Below are 17,352 nucleotides of genomic sequence, written 5' to 3' on the forward strand. Positions count from 1 at the left end.
CGTCGCGAGGCACCCGACGGAGGACTCGAGCAACCGTGGATGCGCACAGCCGTGGGCGGGCAGACGAAATCGACCCCGCAGACCAGTGGGTCCTCAACCCCCGCACCGGCCACTACGAACTGCGACTGGGCGACCCCGCAGCGCAGCAGCGGCCCAAGGTCGCCGCGCCGCGCAGATCCACGTCGGCCCCCACCGCCCCCACCAGCCCCTCCCCTGCCGTACCCAAGCCCCGGCGCGGCGACGGCCCGCCCGGAGGGCGGCGCGGTGGCCGCAAGGGCGGGGGCGGGGGCGGCGGACGCCGCAAGAAGGCGCTGGTCGTCACCAGCGTGACGCTGGCGTTCCTGCTGGTCGGCGGCGCGACCGCCGCGTACCTCTACTACGACCACCTGAACGGCAACCTCAGCGTCACCGACGTCGCGGGCGCGGGCACCGGCGGGTTCAAGAAGGACCAGGCCATCAACATCCTGGTCATCGGCACCGACAAGCGCAGCGGCGCCGGCAACGAGGGCTACGGGGACAAGGACAGCGTCGGCCACGCCGACACCACGATCCTGTTCCACATCGCCAAGGACCGCAGCAACGCCACCGCGCTGTCCATTCCGCGCGACCTGATCACCGACATCCCGTCCTGCCCGACAAAGCAGCCCGACGGATCGACGAAGGAGATCCGCGGCACGAAGGACACGCGCTTCAACACCAGCCTGGGCCAGGAGGGGCGCGACGCGGGCTGCACGATGCGCACGGTCAAGGGCATCACCGGCATCGAGATCGACAACTTCATGATGGTCGACTTCAACGCGGTGAAGACCCTGAGCACCGCGGTCGGCGGCGTGCCCGTCTGCCTGGACAAGGACGTCGACGACGAGGACTCCAAGCTCAAGCTGACCAAGGGCGAGCACAGGCTGTCGGGCGAGCAGGCACTCGCCTTCGTACGGACCCGGCACGCCTTCGGCAACGAGAGCGACCTGGACCGGATCAAGACCCAGCAGCAGTTCCTCGGTTCGATGATGCGCGAGATGAAGTCGAAGGAGACGCTGACCAGTCCGAAGAAGTTCTTCTCGCTCGCGGAGGCGGCCACCAAGTCGCTGACCGTGGACCAGGGGCTGGGATCCATCAACAAGCTCACCGATCTGGCGGGCGAGTTGAAGGACATCGACCTCAAGAACATCACCTTCACGACCCTGCCGGTGCTCGACAACCCGGCCGAGAAGGTCAAGGCGACGGTCGTGGTCAACCAGGCCCTCGCCGACCCGCTGCTCCAGATGATCCGCGGGGACGTCTCGCTCACCGAGGTCGAGAAGAAGGAGCAGGCGCAGAAGGAGGCGGCCGACGCCGAGGCGAAGGCCCGGCAGGACGCGCTGCTCCAGGGCAACCGGGCTCCCGCCGCGGACGTACGCGTGGACGTCTACAACGGCGGCGGCCCCAAGGGCGCCGCCTCCACCACACTGAACTGGCTCCAGAACACCAAGGGCATGAACAAGGCCAGCAACCGGGGCAACGCGCCCGCGAAGGTCGGCGCCACGCAGCTGGAGTACGCGCCCAACCAGGCCGACCAGGCCCGGGCGCTGGCGGACGCGCTGGGGCTGCCGGTCACGGCGCTGAAGATGGGGGCGGCGGACGCGGGGGCGAAGACCCCGATGAAGCTGACGCTGGGTCCGGACTTCCAGCAGCCGGGCGCCCCGCTGGCGCCTCCGGTGCCGCAGGAGCTGCCCGCGGACGTCCAGCAGGCTCAGGCCGACAAGGCCGTCTGCGCCAAGTAATCACCGCACCACGGGGACTGCCGGTCCGCCGGCGCATCATCGACCAAGAAGGATCTTGAGGGGGACGTGTGAGGCACAGCAGCGTGCGAGGGGAGGGGGCGGCCGCCCAGGCCGCCGGGGACACCTCCGGCGGCGGCGCGGACGCGCCCGGCTCGGTGCCCGCACCACGGGCCGGCTCCCGGGCCGCCCGCCGGGCGGCGGCGGCCGGCGGGGGCGGGCGCAACAGACGGGGCCGGCGGCGCGTGCTGCGCTGGGTGGCCTCCGTACTGTCCCTGCTCATACTCGGCACCGGGGCGGCCGGTTACCTGTACTACCGCCATCTGAACGGCAGCATCAAGACGGACGCGCTGAACCTCGGCGAGACCAAGCTGGGCGGCTCCAAGCCCAACGCCTTCGGGCAGACCCCGCTGAACATCCTGCTCATCGGCTCCGACGCCCGCGACGACGAGGCGAACCAGGCCCTCGGCGGCGGCCGCGACACCTTCGACGGCGAGCCGCTGGCGGACGTGCAGATGCTGCTGCACCTGTCGGCGGACCGCAGCAACATGTCCGTGGTGTCCATGCCCCGCGACACGATCCTGATGATGCCCAAGTGCACCGAGCCGGGCGGCAAGGTGCACCCCGCCAGCAAGGGCCTGGTGCAGACGAACGAGTCGCTCCAGCGCGGCGGACCGGGCTGCACGGTCGCCGCCTGGACCGAGCTGACCAAGATCCCCATCGATCACTTCATGATGATCGACTTCAAGGGCGTGGTCGCGATGGCGGACGCCATCGGCGGTGTCCCGGTCTGCGTCCAGGAGAACGTGGAGTCGCGCACCCGCGACGGCAAGGGCTCCGGCCTGAAGCTGCCCAAGGGCGACAACGTCATCCAGGGCGAGCAGGCCCTGCAGTGGCTGCGCACCCGCTACGGCTTCGAGGACGGCACCGACATCGGCCGCACCCACGCCCAGCACCAGTACATGACCTCGATGGCCCGTGAGTTCCGCAAGAACGCCAAGCTCACCAACCCGGGCAAGCTCAACAGCCTGGCGCAGGCCGCCATCAAGGCCATGGTCGTGGACAACGGCCTGAACAAGATCGACAAGCTGTACGACCTCAGCATGGAGCTCAAGAAGGTCCCGCCGGGCCGGATCACCATGACCACGATGCCGTGGTTCTACAGCACGCGCCCCGGCATGGACGGACGCGTCGAGCCGCTGCCGGGCGAGGCCGAGGACCTGTTCCGGATGGTCCGCGAGGACATCGCGCTGGACGGCAAGGGCTCCGGGGCCCCGGCGGACGGCGCCGCCCCCTCGCCGGGCGCCTCCGCGAGCCCGGCCGCCCCGAGCGCTCCGGCCCAGCCGAGCCTGGCACCGGCCGCGCCGCCCGCCAAGATCGCGGTCTCCGTCCGCAACGCCACCGGCGGCAAGGCCGGCGCCGAGGCCAGGGTCAAGAACCGGGCGAACGACGTCGCGGCCCTGCTGGCCGGCAAGGGCTTCACCAAGGCCGTCGCCGAGACCCAGACGGGCGCCGAGGACACCACGGTGGTCCGCTTCGCCACCGACGCCCAGGCGGCCGACGCCGCGGCCGTGGCCACCGCGCTCGGTCTGCCGGCCGGCGCCGTGCAGAAGACCGACGAGGTCAGCGGGATCGTCCTGTTCGTCGGCAAGGACTGGCGGACCGGCGCCGCGCCGGCCGCGCCGCCGCCGGCCCCGACCGTGGCCCCGACGTCGGCCCACGCGCTCAACGGCGACAACGACAAGGCGTGCATGGCCATCCAGCCGGGATTCACCTGGTAGCAGGCGCCTGCCTGGAAGCACGTACGCGAAAGGGGCCCGGTGCGGAGGCTGCGGAAATCGCAGCCACCGCACCGGGCCCCTTCGTACGGGTCGTACGGGTCAGACCTGCGCGGCGCCCTGCTGCACGGCCGGGCGGCGGCTCGCGATGAGCTTGTTCGCGAGGGCGCGCGGGCTCGTCAGGAAGCCGAAGCCCCAGCACAGGTGCATGGTGGCCAGGGCCACGGGAATCTGCGCCCGGGCCTTCAGCGGCAGGCCCCGGCCCGCCGGGACCGAGCCCACGGCGATCGCCGCGAGATAGCCGGCCGGGACGGCGAAGCCCAGCGGGCTGACGCTCGCGCCCACCACCACGCCCGCCGCGAGGGCGCAGACGAGGGTCGGGGGGGCCAGGTAGCGCGGGTTGATGGAGCCCGCGTGGTAGCGCGCCACCACGTGGCGCCAGCGGCCGTAGTCCTTGTACTGCTTGGCCAGGGCCCGTACGGAGCGCCGCGGGCGGTACTGGACCTTCAGCTCCGGCGAGAACCAGATCAGGCCGCCGGCCTCGCGGATGCGGAAGTTCAGCTCCCAGTCCTGGGCGCGGATGAACTCCTCGTTGTAACCGCCCTGCTGCTCCAGCGCCTCGCGGCGGAAGACACCGAGGTAGACGGTCTCGGCCGGTCCCGCCTGGCCTCCGGTGTGGAAGGGCGCGTTGCCGACGCCGATCCGCGAGGTCATCGCGGCGGCGACGGCCTCCTCCCAGGCGTTCTCGCCCTCGGCGTGCATGATGCCGCCGACGTTCTGCGCGCCGGTCTCCTCCAGGAGGCGGACGGCGGTGGCGATGTAGCTCGGCGAGAGCATGCCGTGGCCGTCCACGCGTACCACGATCGGGTGACGCGAGGCCTTGATGGCGGCGTTGAGCGCCGCCGGGGTCCGGCCGGTGGGGTTCGGGACGGTGTGGACTCGGGGATCCTCGGCGACGAGTTCGGCGGCGATCTCGTCGGTGCGGTCCGTGGAGGGCCCGAGTGCGATCACCACCTCCATCTCGCCCGCGTACTCCTGTTGCAGGATGTGGCGGACGGAATCGCGGAGGTAGTGCTCCTCATTGAGCACCGGCATGATCACCGAGACTGCGGGCTGCTGGGCGGGCATGTGGTCCTTCAAGGTCGGGTATCGGTGTCACGTTACCGCGTACGGGGGAACCGGGTGCGCGCCGAGTGAGCAGTAAGGACAGACGCTGATCGTATGGGCCTACTGTGCGGACCCATCAGCTGATCCGCCGACCGTCCCCTGCTGCCCCGCGGAGGTGTCCACCGTGCCCCAGCCGCACCGTCCCCCCCGTCCCGCCAGGGCTCGCCCAGCGCAGCGCCGGGGCGAGCGCCCCCGGTGGGGGGTGCGGATCTCCGCGGGGGTCGCGGTCGTGGTGCTGGGCTCCGGCGCCATCGGGCACGCCGTGATGACCGGTCTGGACACCGGGATCGAGCGGGTGGACCCCTTCAAGGACATGAAGAACCGCCCGCAGGCCGGGCACGGCCTCAACTTCCTGCTCGTCGGCACCGACGGCCGGGAGAAGATCAGCCCCGAGGAGAAGCGCGAGTACCGCCTGGGCGGGGCGCCCTGCCACTGCACGGACACGATCATGCTGGTGCACCTGTCGGCGGACAAGGAGCGGGCGAGCGTGATCAGCCTGCCCCGCGACAGCTACGCCGAGGTGCCCGCGCACCGGGACCTGGTCACCGGCAAGGAGCACAAGCCGCATCCCGTGAAGCTGAACGCCGCGTACGCGGAGGGCGGGCCGCACCTGACCGTGCGGACCGTCGAGAACATGACCCGGGTGAAGATCGACCACTACCTGGAGGTCGACTTCACCAGCTTCATGAAGACGGTCGACGCGATGGGCGGCGTGGACATCTGCACGGCCAAGACCATGCGCGACCCGAACACCGGCCTCGATCTGCTGCCCGGCAACCACCGCCTCAGCGGCGGGCAGGCCCTGCAGTACGTGCGCTCGCGCCATGTCGACGGGGCCTCCGACCTGGGCCGGATGCAGCGCCAGCAGCGGTTCCTCGCCGCGCTGATCAAACAGGCGACCGGCAGCGGGGTGCTGCTGAACCCGGTGAAGTTCAAGGAGGTCAGCTCCACGCTGCTCGGCTCGGTCCGGGCCGACCGGGGCTTCGGCTCCGAGCAGATGCTGGCCCTCGGCCAGGCGATGCGCGACTTCACCCCCTCGTCGTCGGAGTTCGCCTCGGTGCCCATCGGCAGCTCCTCCTTCCCGGTCAAGGGCATCGGATCCACCGTGAAGTGGGACGAGGCCAAGGCGGCCAAGCTGTTCGAGGCCGTGCGCCAGGACCGGCCGCTCGCGCCGCCGCCGCCCGGCAAGAGCGCCGCCCGGCCCGTGGCCGTGCCGGTGGACGTGCCGCCGCAGCAGGTCCGGGTCCAGGTGGAGAACGGGACCCGGATCGACGGGCTGGGCGGCCGCGTGGACGCGGCGCTGCGCGCCACCGGCTTCGACACGACGCGGGCCCCGGGTAACGGCGCCGGCCGCGACGTCAAGCGCACGGTGATCACGTACGACCCGCGCTGGGACCGCTCGGCCCGGTCGGTGGCGACCGCGCTGCCGGGCAGCGAGCTGCGGGCGGTGCCGGGCCAGGGGCGCACGGTCCAGGTCATCGCGGGCACGGACTACCGCAAGGTGGTGCCGGTGCGCGCGGAGGACCCCTACCAGGGCGGCGCCGTCCAGGTGGTCTCGGGCGACCAGGTGGTGTGCGGGACCTGACGGCGCCGGAACCCTGCCCGTCGTCGAAGCCTTGGCGGCGAAGCCCTGCGCGTCTGAGCCCTAGTCGTCGAAGCCCTGGGCGGCGCGCTCCTCGCGCAGCGCCTTGATCGCCTGGCGGCGGGCGAGGCGGTGGGTGCGGCGGATCTGGGCCTCCTGGTAGCGCCGCTCGTCCTGTTCCGTCTCCGGCAGGACGGGCGGGACCGTGCGGGGCTTGCCCTCTGCGTCCACCGCGGCGAAGACGAGGTAGGCGGTGCCGACCTGGGTCGCGGGGGTGGACTCGTTCCACCGCTCCGCCAGGACCCGTACGCCGATCTCCATGGAGGAGCGGCCGGTCCAGTTGCACTGGGCCTTCACGTGGACGAGGTCGCCCACGCGCACCGGCGCGAGGAAGACCATCTCGTCCATGGAGGCGGTCACGGCGGGGCCGCCGGAGTGACGGCCCGCCACCGCGCCGGCCGCGTCGTCCACCAGCTTCATGATCACGCCACCGTGCACCGTGCCGAGGAGGTTGGTGTCGTTCGCGGTCATGATGTGGCTGAGGGTCGTACGGGAGGCCGCGGTCGGCTTCCCGGGCAGCTCGCCCGGTATCTGAGTCATACAGATACCTTAGAGCCGTACCAGAGGCATCAGCTTCGCAACAGCCCCGGAACGGATCGGTCCCCGGGCTGTCGGACGCGGCTCGCGGGCAGGCATCCTTGGCACATGAATGACTGGCCAGAAGGTCGTGAAGGCGGGTACGGACGCGGCAGCGCACAGCCGCAGCCCGAGGGGGCGCAGCGGATGCGGCACGTCCAGCGGCAGCAGCCCCAGCCGCAGCGGCCCCCGCAGCCCCCGCGCCCCGCGCAGCCGTCGCGCCCGTCGGTGCCCGCCCAACAGGGCCCCGGCGCGTACGGCGGTTACGACAGCGGTTACAACACCGGCCAGGTCTACGGATCGCCCGCGGGCGCCCCGGGCGGCCCGGCGGGCCCCGGCGGGCCGTCCGGCCCCGGCCGCCCCGGCCGGGTGCCCGGCTCCGCCCCGGACTGGCGCAAGCGGATCAAGGTCGGCTCGATCGTGCTGGTCTCCGCGCTGCTCGTGACCTCGGTCACCACCTACTTCTGGGCCGACTCCAAGGTGCGCCGAGAGGTGGACCTCTCCAAGGTCATCGAGCGCCCCAAGGAGGGCGACTGCACGACGTACCTGATCGTGGGCTCCGACAGCCGCGAGGGCATGTCCGACGAGGAGAAGAAGAAGCTCCACACCGGCTCGGCCGAGGGCAAGCGGACCGACTCGATGATGATCCTGGCGAAGTGCTCCAGCGGGAACACCATGATCTCGCTGCCGCGCGACTCGGACGTGGAGATCCCGTCCTTCGTCGGCTCGCAGTCCGGCAAGAAGTTCCCCGCGCAGGGGCGGCGGGTCAAGCTCAACGCCGCGTACGCGGAGGACGGCCCCGAGCTGCTGGTGCGGACGGTGGAGCACAACACGGGCCTGCGCATCGACCACTACGCGGAGATCGGCTTCGCCGGCTTCGCGAACATCGTGGACGCGCTGGGCGGTGTGGAGCTCGACATCGAGGAGGGCTTCAAGGACGAGAAGTCGGGCGCCGACTTCAAGGCGGGCAAGCAGACGCTCAACGGCGAGCAGTCCCTGGCCTTCGTGCGCACCCGGTACGCCTTCGCCGAGTCGGACCTCCAGCGGACGAAGAACCAGCAGAAGTTCCTGTCGGCGCTCGCGAGCCAGGCGGCCACCCCGTCCACCGTGCTCAACCCGTTCGAGCTCTACCCGCTGCTGGGCGCCGGCCTGGACACCCTGATCGTGGACAAGGACATGGGCCTGTACGACATGGGCCAGATGTTCTTCGCGATGAAGGGCGTCAACGGAGGGGACGGCGTCTCGATGAACATGCCGATCTCCGGGCAGCGCGGCGGAAACCTCGTCTGGGACAAGGCGAAGGTGCAGCAGCTGGTCAAGCAGATCCAGAACGACGAGAAGGTCACCGTCCGCGGGAACTGACGGGCTCGCCCTCCTGGCCCCTGACCGGAGCCGGGAGGGCCGTTCCTCAGGCGTCCGGGGAGAAGCGGATGGCGGCGGCGGGCAGCTGCGCCCCGCACCACACGCGGGCGCCGCCGCGCAGTTCGTTGTCGGCCCCCACGAGCGCCCCGTCACCGATGACCGCGCCGTCGAGCACGGTCCGCGCGCCCACCTCGGCGCGCGCGCCGATCAGGCTGGCGTTCAGCTGCGCGTCCGGGCCGATCACGGCGTCGTCGAGGACGATGCAGCCCTGGACGACCGCGCCGGCCTCGATGCGGGCGCCGGCGCCGACGACGGTGCCGCCGGAGAGCTTGGCCCCGGGCGCCACCTGCGCGCCCGGCAGGACCAGCGACTCGCCGCGGCGGCCGGGGACCGCCGGGGAGGAGACGACTCCGCGGACCAGGTCGGCGGAGGCCTGGATGATCGACTCCGGCTTGCCGAGGTCCATCCAGTAGGTGTTCTCGGTGACCCCGTGCAGCGTGGCCCCGGAGGCGAGCAGGCCGGGGAACGTCTCACGCTCCACGGAGACCGGGCGGCCGGCCGGGATGGCGTCGATCACGCTGCGGCGAAAGACGTAGCAGCCGGCGTTGATCTGGTCGGTGATGATCTCCTCGGGGGTCTGCGGCTTCTCGGTGAAGGCCAGCACCCGCCCCTCGGAGTCGGTGGGGACCAGGCCGAAGGCGCGCGGGTCCTCGACCCGGACCAGGTGCAGGGAGACGTCCGCGTCGGCCGCCTCGTGGGATTCGACGAGGCCGGCGATGTCCAGGCCGGTGAGGATGTCGCCGTTGAAGACGAGGACGGAGGAGTCCGGGCCGCCGGTCAGGAGCCGCCCGGCGTTGCGGATGGCGCCGCCGGTCCCCAGCGGCTCGTCCTCGACCACGTATTCGAGGCTGAGGCCGAAGTCGGACCCGTCGCCGAAGTACGGCTCGAAGACCTCGGCGAGGTAGCAGGTCGCCATCACGATGTGCGTGACACCGGCGGCGGCGGCCCTGGCTATCTGGTGGGCGAGGAACGGGACGCCTGCCGTGGGGACCATCGGCTTGGGCGTGTTCACCGTCACGGGACGCAACCGTGTGCCCTGTCCGCCGACCAGCAGGATCGCTTCCGTCATTGCGTTCTCCCCAACCGATTCCGGCGTACGAAGGTCCAAATTTAGCCCATGCGAGTGCCCCCCATGGGCGCGCGCGGCGTGATGCGTGCGTCGGCCTGCGCCGCAGGCCAGAGCCTCAGGACGCGAACGGGTTCGCGTGACCGGGCAACTGCTGCCCCGGGCGCAGGAACCGCTGCCGGCCCTGCTCGTCGCGCACCGCGAAGAACCCGGCGTGCGTCAGACGCTGTGCGCACCTCGCGCGGCGGATCGAGCCCGTCCTGAGCGCCGCGGTGAGCAGGAGCGCGGCCGCCCCGCCGGAGGCCAGCGCTTCGGCCGGCGACTTGTCGACGAGCAGGAGGGCGGTCAGGGCCACGCAGGCGAGGTAGCCGATCACCGTCTGGCGCCGGTCGGCGACGTACAGGGCCATGACGTCGAAGGTGATGAGGTCGTTCAGCACGGCCACCGCGCCGGCCGCCCCGGCCAGCGGCTTCAGCGACCCCGGCCTCAGCCCCGGCACCGTCCCGCCGTTGCCGGCCTGCGGATGGGCGGTGAGGGTGGCCGCCTCGCGGACGCGCGCCTCGGGCCGCGGGTCGCGGTACATCAGGACCTGGACGAGCGAGTTCTTGTACCCCGTCCGGTAGGCCGCGCCGTACGTGTAGCCGTACTGCTCCGCCGCGTACGCCAGGGCGGCCGCCTTCGCCCTGGAGCCCTGGGGGGCGATGTGGACGACGTCCTGCCGACGGGCGATCTGCCCGAGCATCCCCGCTATGTGACGATCAGCTCTGGACATCCTGTTCCCGCCCCCTGGGGCCCCGCGCCCGGGGCCGACCGGCGCACAGCCTAGGCGGTGGCGCCGGCCGGAACACACGCGGTCCCCCGGTCGCGGACCGGGAGACCTCATGTCCTGGGTCGGGCCCCTACGGCAGGTTGCGCGCCATGACGATGCGCTGGACCTGGTTGGTGCCTTCGTAGATCTGCGTGATCTTGGCGTCGCGCATCATGCGCTCCACCGGGTAGTCACGGGTGTAGCCGTAGCCGCCGAGCAGCTGGACGGCGTCCGTGGTGACCTCCATGGCCACGTCGGAGGCGAAGCACTTGGCCGCGGCGCCGAAGAAGGTGAGGTCGGCGTCGACGCGCTCGGACTTGGCGGCGGCCGCGTACGTCAGCTGGCGGGCGGCCTCGATCTTCATGGCCATGTCCGCGAGCATGAACTGCACGCCCTGGAAGTCGCCGATCGGCTTGCCGAACTGCTTGCGCTCCTGGACGTAGCCCTTGGCGTAGTCCAGGGCGCCCTGCGCGATGCCGAGCGCCTGGGCCGCGATGGTGATGCGGGTGTGGTCCAGGGTCTTCATGGCGGTGGCGAAGCCGGTGCCCTCGGCGCCGATCATGCGGTCGGCGGGGATGCGGACGTTGTCGAGGTAGACCTCGCACGTCGGGGAGCCCTTGATGCCGAGCTTCTTCTCCGGGGCGCCGAAGGAGACGCCCTCGTCGCTCTTCTCGACGACGAAGGCGCTGATGCCCTTGGAGCGCTTCTCGGGGTCGGTCACGGCCATGACCGTGTAGTACTCGGAGACGCCCGCGTTGGTGATCCAGCGCTTGACGCCGTTGAGGACCCAGAAGTCCCCGTCGCGCACGGCGCGGGTCTTCATGCCGGCGGCGTCGGAGCCCGCGTCCGGCTCGGAGAGCGCGTACGAGAACATCGCGTCGCCCTTGGCCAGGGGGCCGAGGTACTTGGCCTTCAGCTCCTCGGAGCCGGAGAGGATCACCGGGAGGGAGCCGAGCTTGTTCACGGCCGGGATGAGGGAGGAGGACGCGCAGACGCGGGCCACTTCCTCGATCACGATCACGGTGGCGAGCGCGTCGGCGCCGGCGCCGCCGTAGCTCTCCGGGACGTGGACGGCGTGCAGGTCGTTGGCGACCAGGGCGTCGAGGGCCTCCTGCGGGAAGCGGGCCTCCTCGTCGACCGCGGCCGCGAACGGCAGGATCTTCGCCTCGGCGAGCGAGCGGACGGACTCGCGGAGCATGTCGTGCTCCTCGGCCGGGCGGTACAGGTCGAAGTCGGCAGAACCCGCCAAGATCTCTCACTCCCCAAGGGTGATGCGTGTGCTAACTACCGTTAAGTAACCCAAGCTTAGTGGGCCGGTCACGGATGGCGATATGGACGGCCCACGTGAGTTGCGTGACAGATGGGGCGAGAGCCGTGGTCCTGTCGTGTCCTGTGTCCTGTGTCCTGTGGAACGTCCCCGCCGGTGGGCCCGACTATGCTCAGTGGCCGCAAACGGCCCCGCACCTCTGGAGCACCCATGGCCCCCCTCAGGATCACTGTGATCGGCACCGGATACCTCGGCGCGACCCACGCCGCGGCGATGGCGGAGCTGGGGTTCGAGGTGCTGGGGCTGGACGTGGTCCCGGAGAAGATCGAGATGCTGGCGGCGGGCCGGGTGCCGATGTACGAGCCCGGGCTGGAGGAGCTGCTGGCCCAGCACGTGGCCGGGCTGCCCGGGTCGACGGGGCGGCTGCGGTTCACGACCTCCTGGGAGGAGGTCGGCGCGTTCGGCGACGTCCACTTCGTGTGCGTGAACACTCCGCAGAAGCACGGCGAGTACGCGTGCGACATGTCCTACGTGGACGCGGCGCTGGCCTCGCTGGCCCCCTACCTGACCCGGCCGGTCCTGGTCGTGGGCAAGTCGACGGTGCCGGTGGGCTCGGCGGAGCGGCTCGCGGCGAAGCTGGCGGAGCTGTCCCCGGCGGGCGCGGACGTGGAGCTGGCCTGGAACCCGGAGTTCCTGCGGGAGGGCTTCGCCGTGCAGGACACCCTGCACCCCGACCGGATCGTGATCGGCGTGCAGGGCGAGCGCGGCGAGAAGCTGCTGCGGGAGGTGTACGAGACGCCGATGTCGGAGGGGACCCCGCTGGTCGTCACGGACTTCCCGACGGCGGAGCTGGTCAAGACCGCCGCCAACTCCTTCCTCGCGACGAAGATCTCCTTCATCAACGCGATGGCGGAGGTGTGCGAGGCCGCCGGCGGTGACGTGGTCAAGCTGGCCGAGGCCATCGGCTACGACGAGCGCATCGGCGCGAAGTTCCTGCGGGCCGGGATCGGCTTCGGCGGCGGCTGCCTGCCCAAGGACATCCGGGCCTTCATGGCGCGCGCCGGTGAGCTGGGGGCCGACCAGGCGCTGACCTTCCTGCGCGAGGTCGACTCCATCAACATGCGGCGGCGCGGACACATGGTCGAGCTCGCCCGCGACGCCGTCGGCGGCTCCTTCCTCGGCAAGCGGGTCGCCGTGCTCGGCGCCACCTTCAAGCCGGACTCCGACGACGTACGGGACTCGCCCGCGCTGAACGTGGCCGGGCAGATCCACCTCCAGGGCGGACAGGTCACCGTCTACGACCCCAAGGGCATGGACAACGCCCGGCGCGTCTTCCCGACCCTGGGTTACGCGGACTCCGCGCTGGCGGCGGCCCGGGGCGCGGACGTCGTCCTCCACCTCACCGAGTGGCGCGAGTTCCGCGAGCTCGACCCGGCGGAGCTGGCCGCGGTGGTCACGGACCGCCTCGTCCTGGACGGCCGCAACGCGCTGGACGCCGACCGCTGGCGCGCGGCGGGCTGGGCCTACCGCGCGATGGGCCGCCCGCGCTTCTGACGCACGCTTGCGACGCACGGGCCGCGCCCCGTCCCGCGGGAGGCGGGACGGGGCGGCGGTGTGCGCGTGGCGGTGCGGGAGGCGTTACGGGGCCGGCTGCTTGTGGTGGGCGGCGCGGGCGGTGAATTCCGCGTCGCGCAGGACCCGCTGGGCGTTGCCCCAGGTCAGCAGGGCCAGGTCGGCCTCCGACCAGCCGCGTTCCAGCAGCTCGGCGATCAGCCGGGGGTAGCCCGACGGGTCGGTCAGGCCGGTGGGGCGCGGCGCGCGGGGCTCGATGCCGAAGGCGGCGCCGAGGCCGACGCTGTGCGGGCCCGCGACGGCCCGTACGTGGTCGAGGTGGTCCGCGACCGCGTGCAGGGAGTCCCCGGTGCGCGCGATGTCGAACGCGACCATCACCAGGCCGTGGGCCTCGCGCAGGGCGAGCAGGACCTCGTCGGGGACGTTGCCGGGGTGCGGGGTGAGCGCGGCCGCGGCCGTGTTCGAGATGACCACCGGGGCCTTGGAGGCCCCCGCGAGCTGGCAGGCGACCTCGGGCGTGCAGCCGGTGAGGTCCAGCAGCACCGCCAGCCGGTTCGCCTCGCGGACCACCTCGTGGCCGAAGGGCGTCAGCTCCTCCCGCGCCCAGGACGCTCCCGCGGGCGCGAGGATCCGTACGCCCAGCGTGTGGAAGGCGCGCAACGGGCTCAGGGAGTCCGTCAGCGTGCGGCCGGGCACGGGGCCGAGGAACGAGGCGATCCGGCCCCGGTTGCGGGCGTCGGCCATGTCGTCGGCGCTCAGCGCCAGGGACAGGGTGTCGCGATAGCGGCGGATCAGGGCCCGGGCCACGTCGATCTGTTCCAGGGTGTCGGAGACCACCTGGTCGTCGCTCGACGGGACGAGCAGGGACCAGAACTGGGCCCCCACTCCCCCGGCGCGCAGCCGCGGGATGTCGGTGTCGACACCGGTGTCGGGGGTGTCGATGTCGTGGTACGGACTCTGGCGCAAGGTCCAGACGAGGGTGTTGCACCCGTCCACGACGGGGTGGACGGACAGCAGTGCGGCGGCCCGGTCGAGGGCGCCGGCCGCCGCGTGTGCGGCTGCGGGGAGGTCCTCGGCTCCGATGCCCACGGACTGGGGTTCATCCTGCAGGTCGGCCATGGCTTTGGCTCCGGTCTCGGCGGCAGCAGGGAGAGATGCAGCCACCGTGACACGGGGGACTCGGGAGCCGCCCGGCGGATGTGGCATTCGGGTGAACCCGCAGGCCCCGCAGATCTCGTGGGACCTGCGGGGCCCGCCCGCACCGGCCGGATCCTGTCCGAACTACGGCTGGAGCGCGATCACCGCGTTCGACGGCCCCCGGGTCGCCGACAGCTCGCAGGCCACCGCTTCCGCGTCGCGCAGCACCCGTACCGCGTTGGACCAGGTCAGCTTCGCCAGGTCGGCCCTGGACCAGCTGCGGGCCAGCAGCTCGGCGACGAGGTTCGGGTAGCCGGCCACGTCGTCCAGGCCGGACGGGGTGAAGGCCGTGCCGTCGTAGTCCCCGCCGATGCCGATGTGGTCGATCCCGGCCACCTCGCGCATGTGGTCCAGGTGGTCGGCCACCGTGGCGGCCGTCGCCACCGGGCGCGGACGCCGCGCCTCGAAGGCCCGGTGCAGGGCCATCGCCTCGGGCGTGGTGTCCAGGTGGTGGAAGCCGTGCGCCCGCAGGTTCTCGTCCGCGGCCAGGGTCCACTCGACGGCGGCCGGGAGGATGAACTTGGGGACGAAGGTGGCCATCGCGACGCCGCCGTTGGCCGGCAGCATCGCCAGCACGTCGTCGGGGATGTTGCGCGGGTGGTCGCACACCGCCCGCGCCGAGGAGTGCGAGAAGACCACCGGCGCGTCCGAGACGGCGAGCGCGTCGCGCATCGTCGTCGCCGCCACGTGCGAGAGGTCCACCAGCATGCCGACGCGGTTCATCTCGCGGACGACCTCGCGCCCGAAGTCGCTCAGGCCGCCGTGCCGGGGCTCGTCGGTCGCCGAGTCCGCCCAGTCGATCGTGTCGTTGTGCGTGAGCGTCATGTACCGCACGCCCAGCTGGTGCAGGGCGCGCAGCGTGGCGAGCGAGTTGTTGATGGAGTGGCCGCCCTCGGCGCCCATCAGCGAGGCGATCCGGCCCTCGGCGCGGGCCGCCTCCATGTCGTCCGCCGTCAGCGCCCGGACGAGGTCGCGGGGGTAGCGGTCGATCAGCTGCGCGACGACGTCGATCTGCTCCAGGGTGGCGCTGACCGCCTCGTCACCGGCGTAGTCGGAGCGGACATAGACGGACCAGAACTGCGCGCCGACCCCGCCGGCGCGCAGCCGGGGGATGTCGGTGTGCAGGTGGGCGGACTGGTCGCCGCCGATGTCCCGGCGCGCCAGGTCGTAGCGCACCTGCTCGCGCAGCGCCCAGGGCAGGTCGTTGTGGCCGTCCACGACGGGGTGCTCGGCCAGCAGGGCGCGCGCCTCGTCCAGGCGCTGCGCGGCGCTCACTTGCCGAATCCGAAGGACTCCGCGTTCGCGACCTTCGTCCGCAGCCGCTTGCCCTTCTCGGTGGCCTGGTCGTTGAGCTCCTGCTGGAAGTCGCGCATCCGGGCCAGCAGCTCCTTGTCGTGCGCGGCCAGCATCCGTACGGCGAGCAGGCCGGCGTTGCGCGCCCCGGCGACGGAGACCGTGGCGACGGGAACCCCGGCGGGCATCTGGACGATCGACAGCAGGGAGTCCATGCCGTCGAGGTACTTCAGCGGCACCGGGACGCCGATGACGGGCAGCGGGGTCACCGAGGCGAGCATGCCGGGCAGGTGGGCGGCCCCGCCGGCGCCGGCGATGATCGCCTTCAGCCCGCGCTCGGCGGCCTGCTCCCCGTACGCCACCATCTCGCGCGGCATCCGGTGGGCGGAGACGACGTCGACCTCGTAGGGGATCTCGAACTCGTCGAGGGCCTGGGCGGCGGCCTCCATGACGGGCCAGTCCGAGTCCGAGCCCATGACGATGCCGACGAGGGGGGCTGCGGTAGCGGTGCTCATTCGGTGATCGTTCCTCTGAGGTAGCCGGCTGCGTGACGTGCGCGCTCCAGCACATCGTCCAGATCGTCGCCGTAGGTGTTGACGTGGCCGACCTTGCGGCCGGGTTTCACGTCCTTGCCGTACATGTGGATCTTGAGCTGCGGGTCGTGGGCCATGCAGTGCAGGTACGCCGCGTACATGTCGGGGTAGTCCCCGCCCAGTACGTTCGCCATGACCGTCCACTTGGCGCGGGGGCGCGGGTCGCCCAGCGGGAGGTCCAGGACCGCCCGTACGTGGTTGGCGAACTGCGAGGTCACGGCCCCGTCCTGGGTCCAGTGGCCGCTGTTGTGCGGGCGCATGGCCAGCTCGTTGACCAGGATCCGGCCGTCGGCGGTCTCGAACAGCTCCACCGCCAGGTGGCCGGTCACGCCCAGCTCCCCGGCGATGCGCAGGGCCAGGGCCTGGGCCTCGCCCGCGAGGGCCTCGGAGAGGTGGGGGGCGGGGGCGATGACCGTGTCGCAGACCCCGTCCACCTGGACGGACTCCACGACGGGATAGGCCACGGCCTGGCCGTGCGGGGAGCGGACGATGTTGGCCGCGAGCTCGCGGACGAAATCGACCTTCTCCTCCGCGAGGACCGGGACGCCCGCCTTGAAGGGGGCCTCCGCGTCCTGCGGGCTGCGGACGAACCACACGCCCTTGCCGTCGTAGCCGCCGCGCACGGTCTTGAGGATGACGGGGAACCCGCCCACCTCGTCCGCGAAGGCGGATACGTCGGCCGGATCGCTCACGATCCGGTGGCGGGGGCTGGGTGCGCCGATCTCGTCGAGCTTGGCGCGCATCACCCCCTTGTCCTGGGCATGTACCAAGGCGTCGGGCCCCGGGCGGACGGGGATGCCGTCCGCTTCCAGGGCCCGCAGGTGCTCCGTGGGTACATGCTCGTGGTCGAAAGTGATCACGTCGCAGCCGCGCGCGAAGGCACGCAGCGTCTCCAGGTCGCGATAGTCGCCGATGACGACGTCGCTCACCACCTGGGCCGCCGAGTCCTGCGGGGTGTCACTGAGGAGCTTGAATCTGATGCCGAGGGGGATACCCGCCTCGTGGGTCATGCGGGCGAGCTGACCGCCGCCGACCATGCCGACTACCGGGAACGTCACTCCTCCAGGGTATCCGCCGGTATTGCGCCATCCGGACGTGACCCTGGCCCGGATCTGCCGGTGTGCCGTGCGTCGCACGGTGTCCGAAGGCACAGACGGCTCACAGGGGGGACACTTAACATGGGTGGGTTGACCGAGAGACCGGACGCCCCGTGC

Annotated in this window: 14 protein-coding genes; 5 read left to right on the forward strand and 9 right to left on the reverse strand. The window is 71.8% G+C overall.

Annotation, left to right across the window (positions count from 1 at the left end; translation table 11 throughout):
- Window positions 1-35: 35 nt before the first annotated feature.
- Together ACF059_RS23755 and ACF059_RS23760 are read left to right on the forward strand one after the other, a co-directional pair.
- Window positions 36-1,760 (forward strand): LCP family protein, encoded by a 1,725-nt coding sequence (locus tag ACF059_RS23755; RefSeq protein WP_392060405.1) that lies wholly within the window; start codon window positions 36-38, stop codon window positions 1,758-1,760.
- Between the two features lie 68 nt (window positions 1,761-1,828).
- Entirely contained in the window at window positions 1,829-3,538 is a 1,710-nt protein-coding gene (locus ACF059_RS23760) for an LCP family protein (RefSeq protein WP_392060409.1), read from the forward strand.
- A gap of 99 nt (window positions 3,539-3,637) precedes the next feature.
- On the opposite strand, the gene ACF059_RS23765 is transcribed toward ACF059_RS23760, so the two are convergent.
- The gene (locus ACF059_RS23765) at window positions 3,638-4,663 is read right to left on the reverse strand and encodes a glycosyltransferase family 2 protein (protein WP_392060412.1); all 1,026 of its coding nucleotides are present in this window, start codon (window positions 4,661-4,663) and stop codon (window positions 3,638-3,640) included.
- Window positions 4,664-4,904: 241 nt separating this feature from the next.
- On the opposite strand from ACF059_RS23765, the gene ACF059_RS23770 reads away from it, so the two are divergent.
- On the forward strand, window positions 4,905-6,287 hold the full coding sequence (locus ACF059_RS23770; RefSeq protein WP_366865528.1) for an LCP family protein: 1,383 nt from the start codon (window positions 4,905-4,907) through the stop codon (window positions 6,285-6,287).
- A 60-nt stretch (window positions 6,288-6,347) separates the two neighbouring features.
- Here ACF059_RS23770 and ACF059_RS23775 read toward each other — a convergent pair whose 3' ends face one another.
- The gene (locus ACF059_RS23775; protein WP_360901207.1) at window positions 6,348-6,884 is read right to left on the reverse strand and encodes an acyl-CoA thioesterase; all 537 of its coding nucleotides are present in this window, start codon (window positions 6,882-6,884) and stop codon (window positions 6,348-6,350) included.
- Window positions 6,885-6,989: 105 nt separating this feature from the next.
- Between ACF059_RS23775 and ACF059_RS23780 the strand changes: the two genes are divergently transcribed.
- Entirely contained in the window at window positions 6,990-8,282 is a 1,293-nt protein-coding gene (locus ACF059_RS23780; protein WP_392060417.1) for an LCP family protein, read from the forward strand.
- A 46-nt stretch (window positions 8,283-8,328) separates the two neighbouring features.
- On the opposite strand, the gene ACF059_RS23785 is transcribed toward ACF059_RS23780, so the two are convergent.
- From ACF059_RS23785 to ACF059_RS23795, 3 genes are all read right to left on the reverse strand, one after another.
- Window positions 8,329-9,411 (reverse strand): sugar phosphate nucleotidyltransferase, encoded by a 1,083-nt coding sequence (locus ACF059_RS23785; protein ID WP_392060420.1) that lies wholly within the window; start codon window positions 9,409-9,411, stop codon window positions 8,329-8,331.
- A 115-nt stretch (window positions 9,412-9,526) separates the two neighbouring features.
- Window positions 9,527-10,150: a hypothetical protein gene (locus tag ACF059_RS23790; protein WP_392060423.1), complete on the reverse strand. Its 624-nt coding sequence runs from the start codon at window positions 10,148-10,150 to the stop codon at window positions 9,527-9,529.
- A 157-nt stretch (window positions 10,151-10,307) separates the two neighbouring features.
- Window positions 10,308-11,465 carry an acyl-CoA dehydrogenase family protein gene (locus ACF059_RS23795; protein WP_360901216.1) on the reverse strand — a complete coding sequence of 386 codons (1,158 nt, stop codon included), beginning with the start codon at window positions 11,463-11,465 and terminating at the stop codon, window positions 10,308-10,310.
- A 228-nt stretch (window positions 11,466-11,693) separates the two neighbouring features.
- Here ACF059_RS23795 and ACF059_RS23800 point away from each other — a divergent pair, with 228 nt between their 5' ends.
- On the forward strand, window positions 11,694-13,037 hold the full coding sequence (locus tag ACF059_RS23800) for a UDP-glucose/GDP-mannose dehydrogenase family protein (RefSeq protein WP_361950535.1): 1,344 nt from the start codon (window positions 11,694-11,696) through the stop codon (window positions 13,035-13,037).
- Between the two features lie 84 nt (window positions 13,038-13,121).
- Here ACF059_RS23800 and ACF059_RS23805 read toward each other — a convergent pair whose 3' ends face one another.
- The 4 genes from ACF059_RS23805 to ACF059_RS23820 all read right to left on the reverse strand — a co-directional run bounded on the left by ACF059_RS23805 (window position 13,122) and on the right by ACF059_RS23820 (window position 17,175).
- On the reverse strand, window positions 13,122-14,174 hold the full coding sequence (locus tag ACF059_RS23805) for a membrane dipeptidase (protein WP_392060426.1): 1,053 nt from the start codon (window positions 14,172-14,174) through the stop codon (window positions 13,122-13,124).
- Between the two features lie 162 nt (window positions 14,175-14,336).
- Entirely contained in the window at window positions 14,337-15,527 is a 1,191-nt protein-coding gene (locus ACF059_RS23810) for a dipeptidase (protein ID WP_392060429.1), read from the reverse strand.
- The gene (purE, locus tag ACF059_RS23815) at window positions 15,524-16,060 is read right to left on the reverse strand and encodes a 5-(carboxyamino)imidazole ribonucleotide mutase (protein WP_360901229.1); all 537 of its coding nucleotides are present in this window, start codon (window positions 16,058-16,060) and stop codon (window positions 15,524-15,526) included. The genes ACF059_RS23810 and purE overlap by 4 nt, the downstream gene beginning before the upstream one ends.
- The gene (locus tag ACF059_RS23820) at window positions 16,057-17,175 is read right to left on the reverse strand and encodes a 5-(carboxyamino)imidazole ribonucleotide synthase (RefSeq protein ID WP_366865776.1); all 1,119 of its coding nucleotides are present in this window, start codon (window positions 17,173-17,175) and stop codon (window positions 16,057-16,059) included. Before ACF059_RS23820 ends, purE begins: the two co-directional genes overlap by 4 nt.
- Window positions 17,176-17,352 lie beyond the last annotated feature (177 nt).

The organism is Streptomyces sp. NPDC016562 (assembly GCF_043076955.1).
GTDB lineage: Bacteria > Actinomycetota > Actinomycetes > Streptomycetales > Streptomycetaceae > Streptomyces.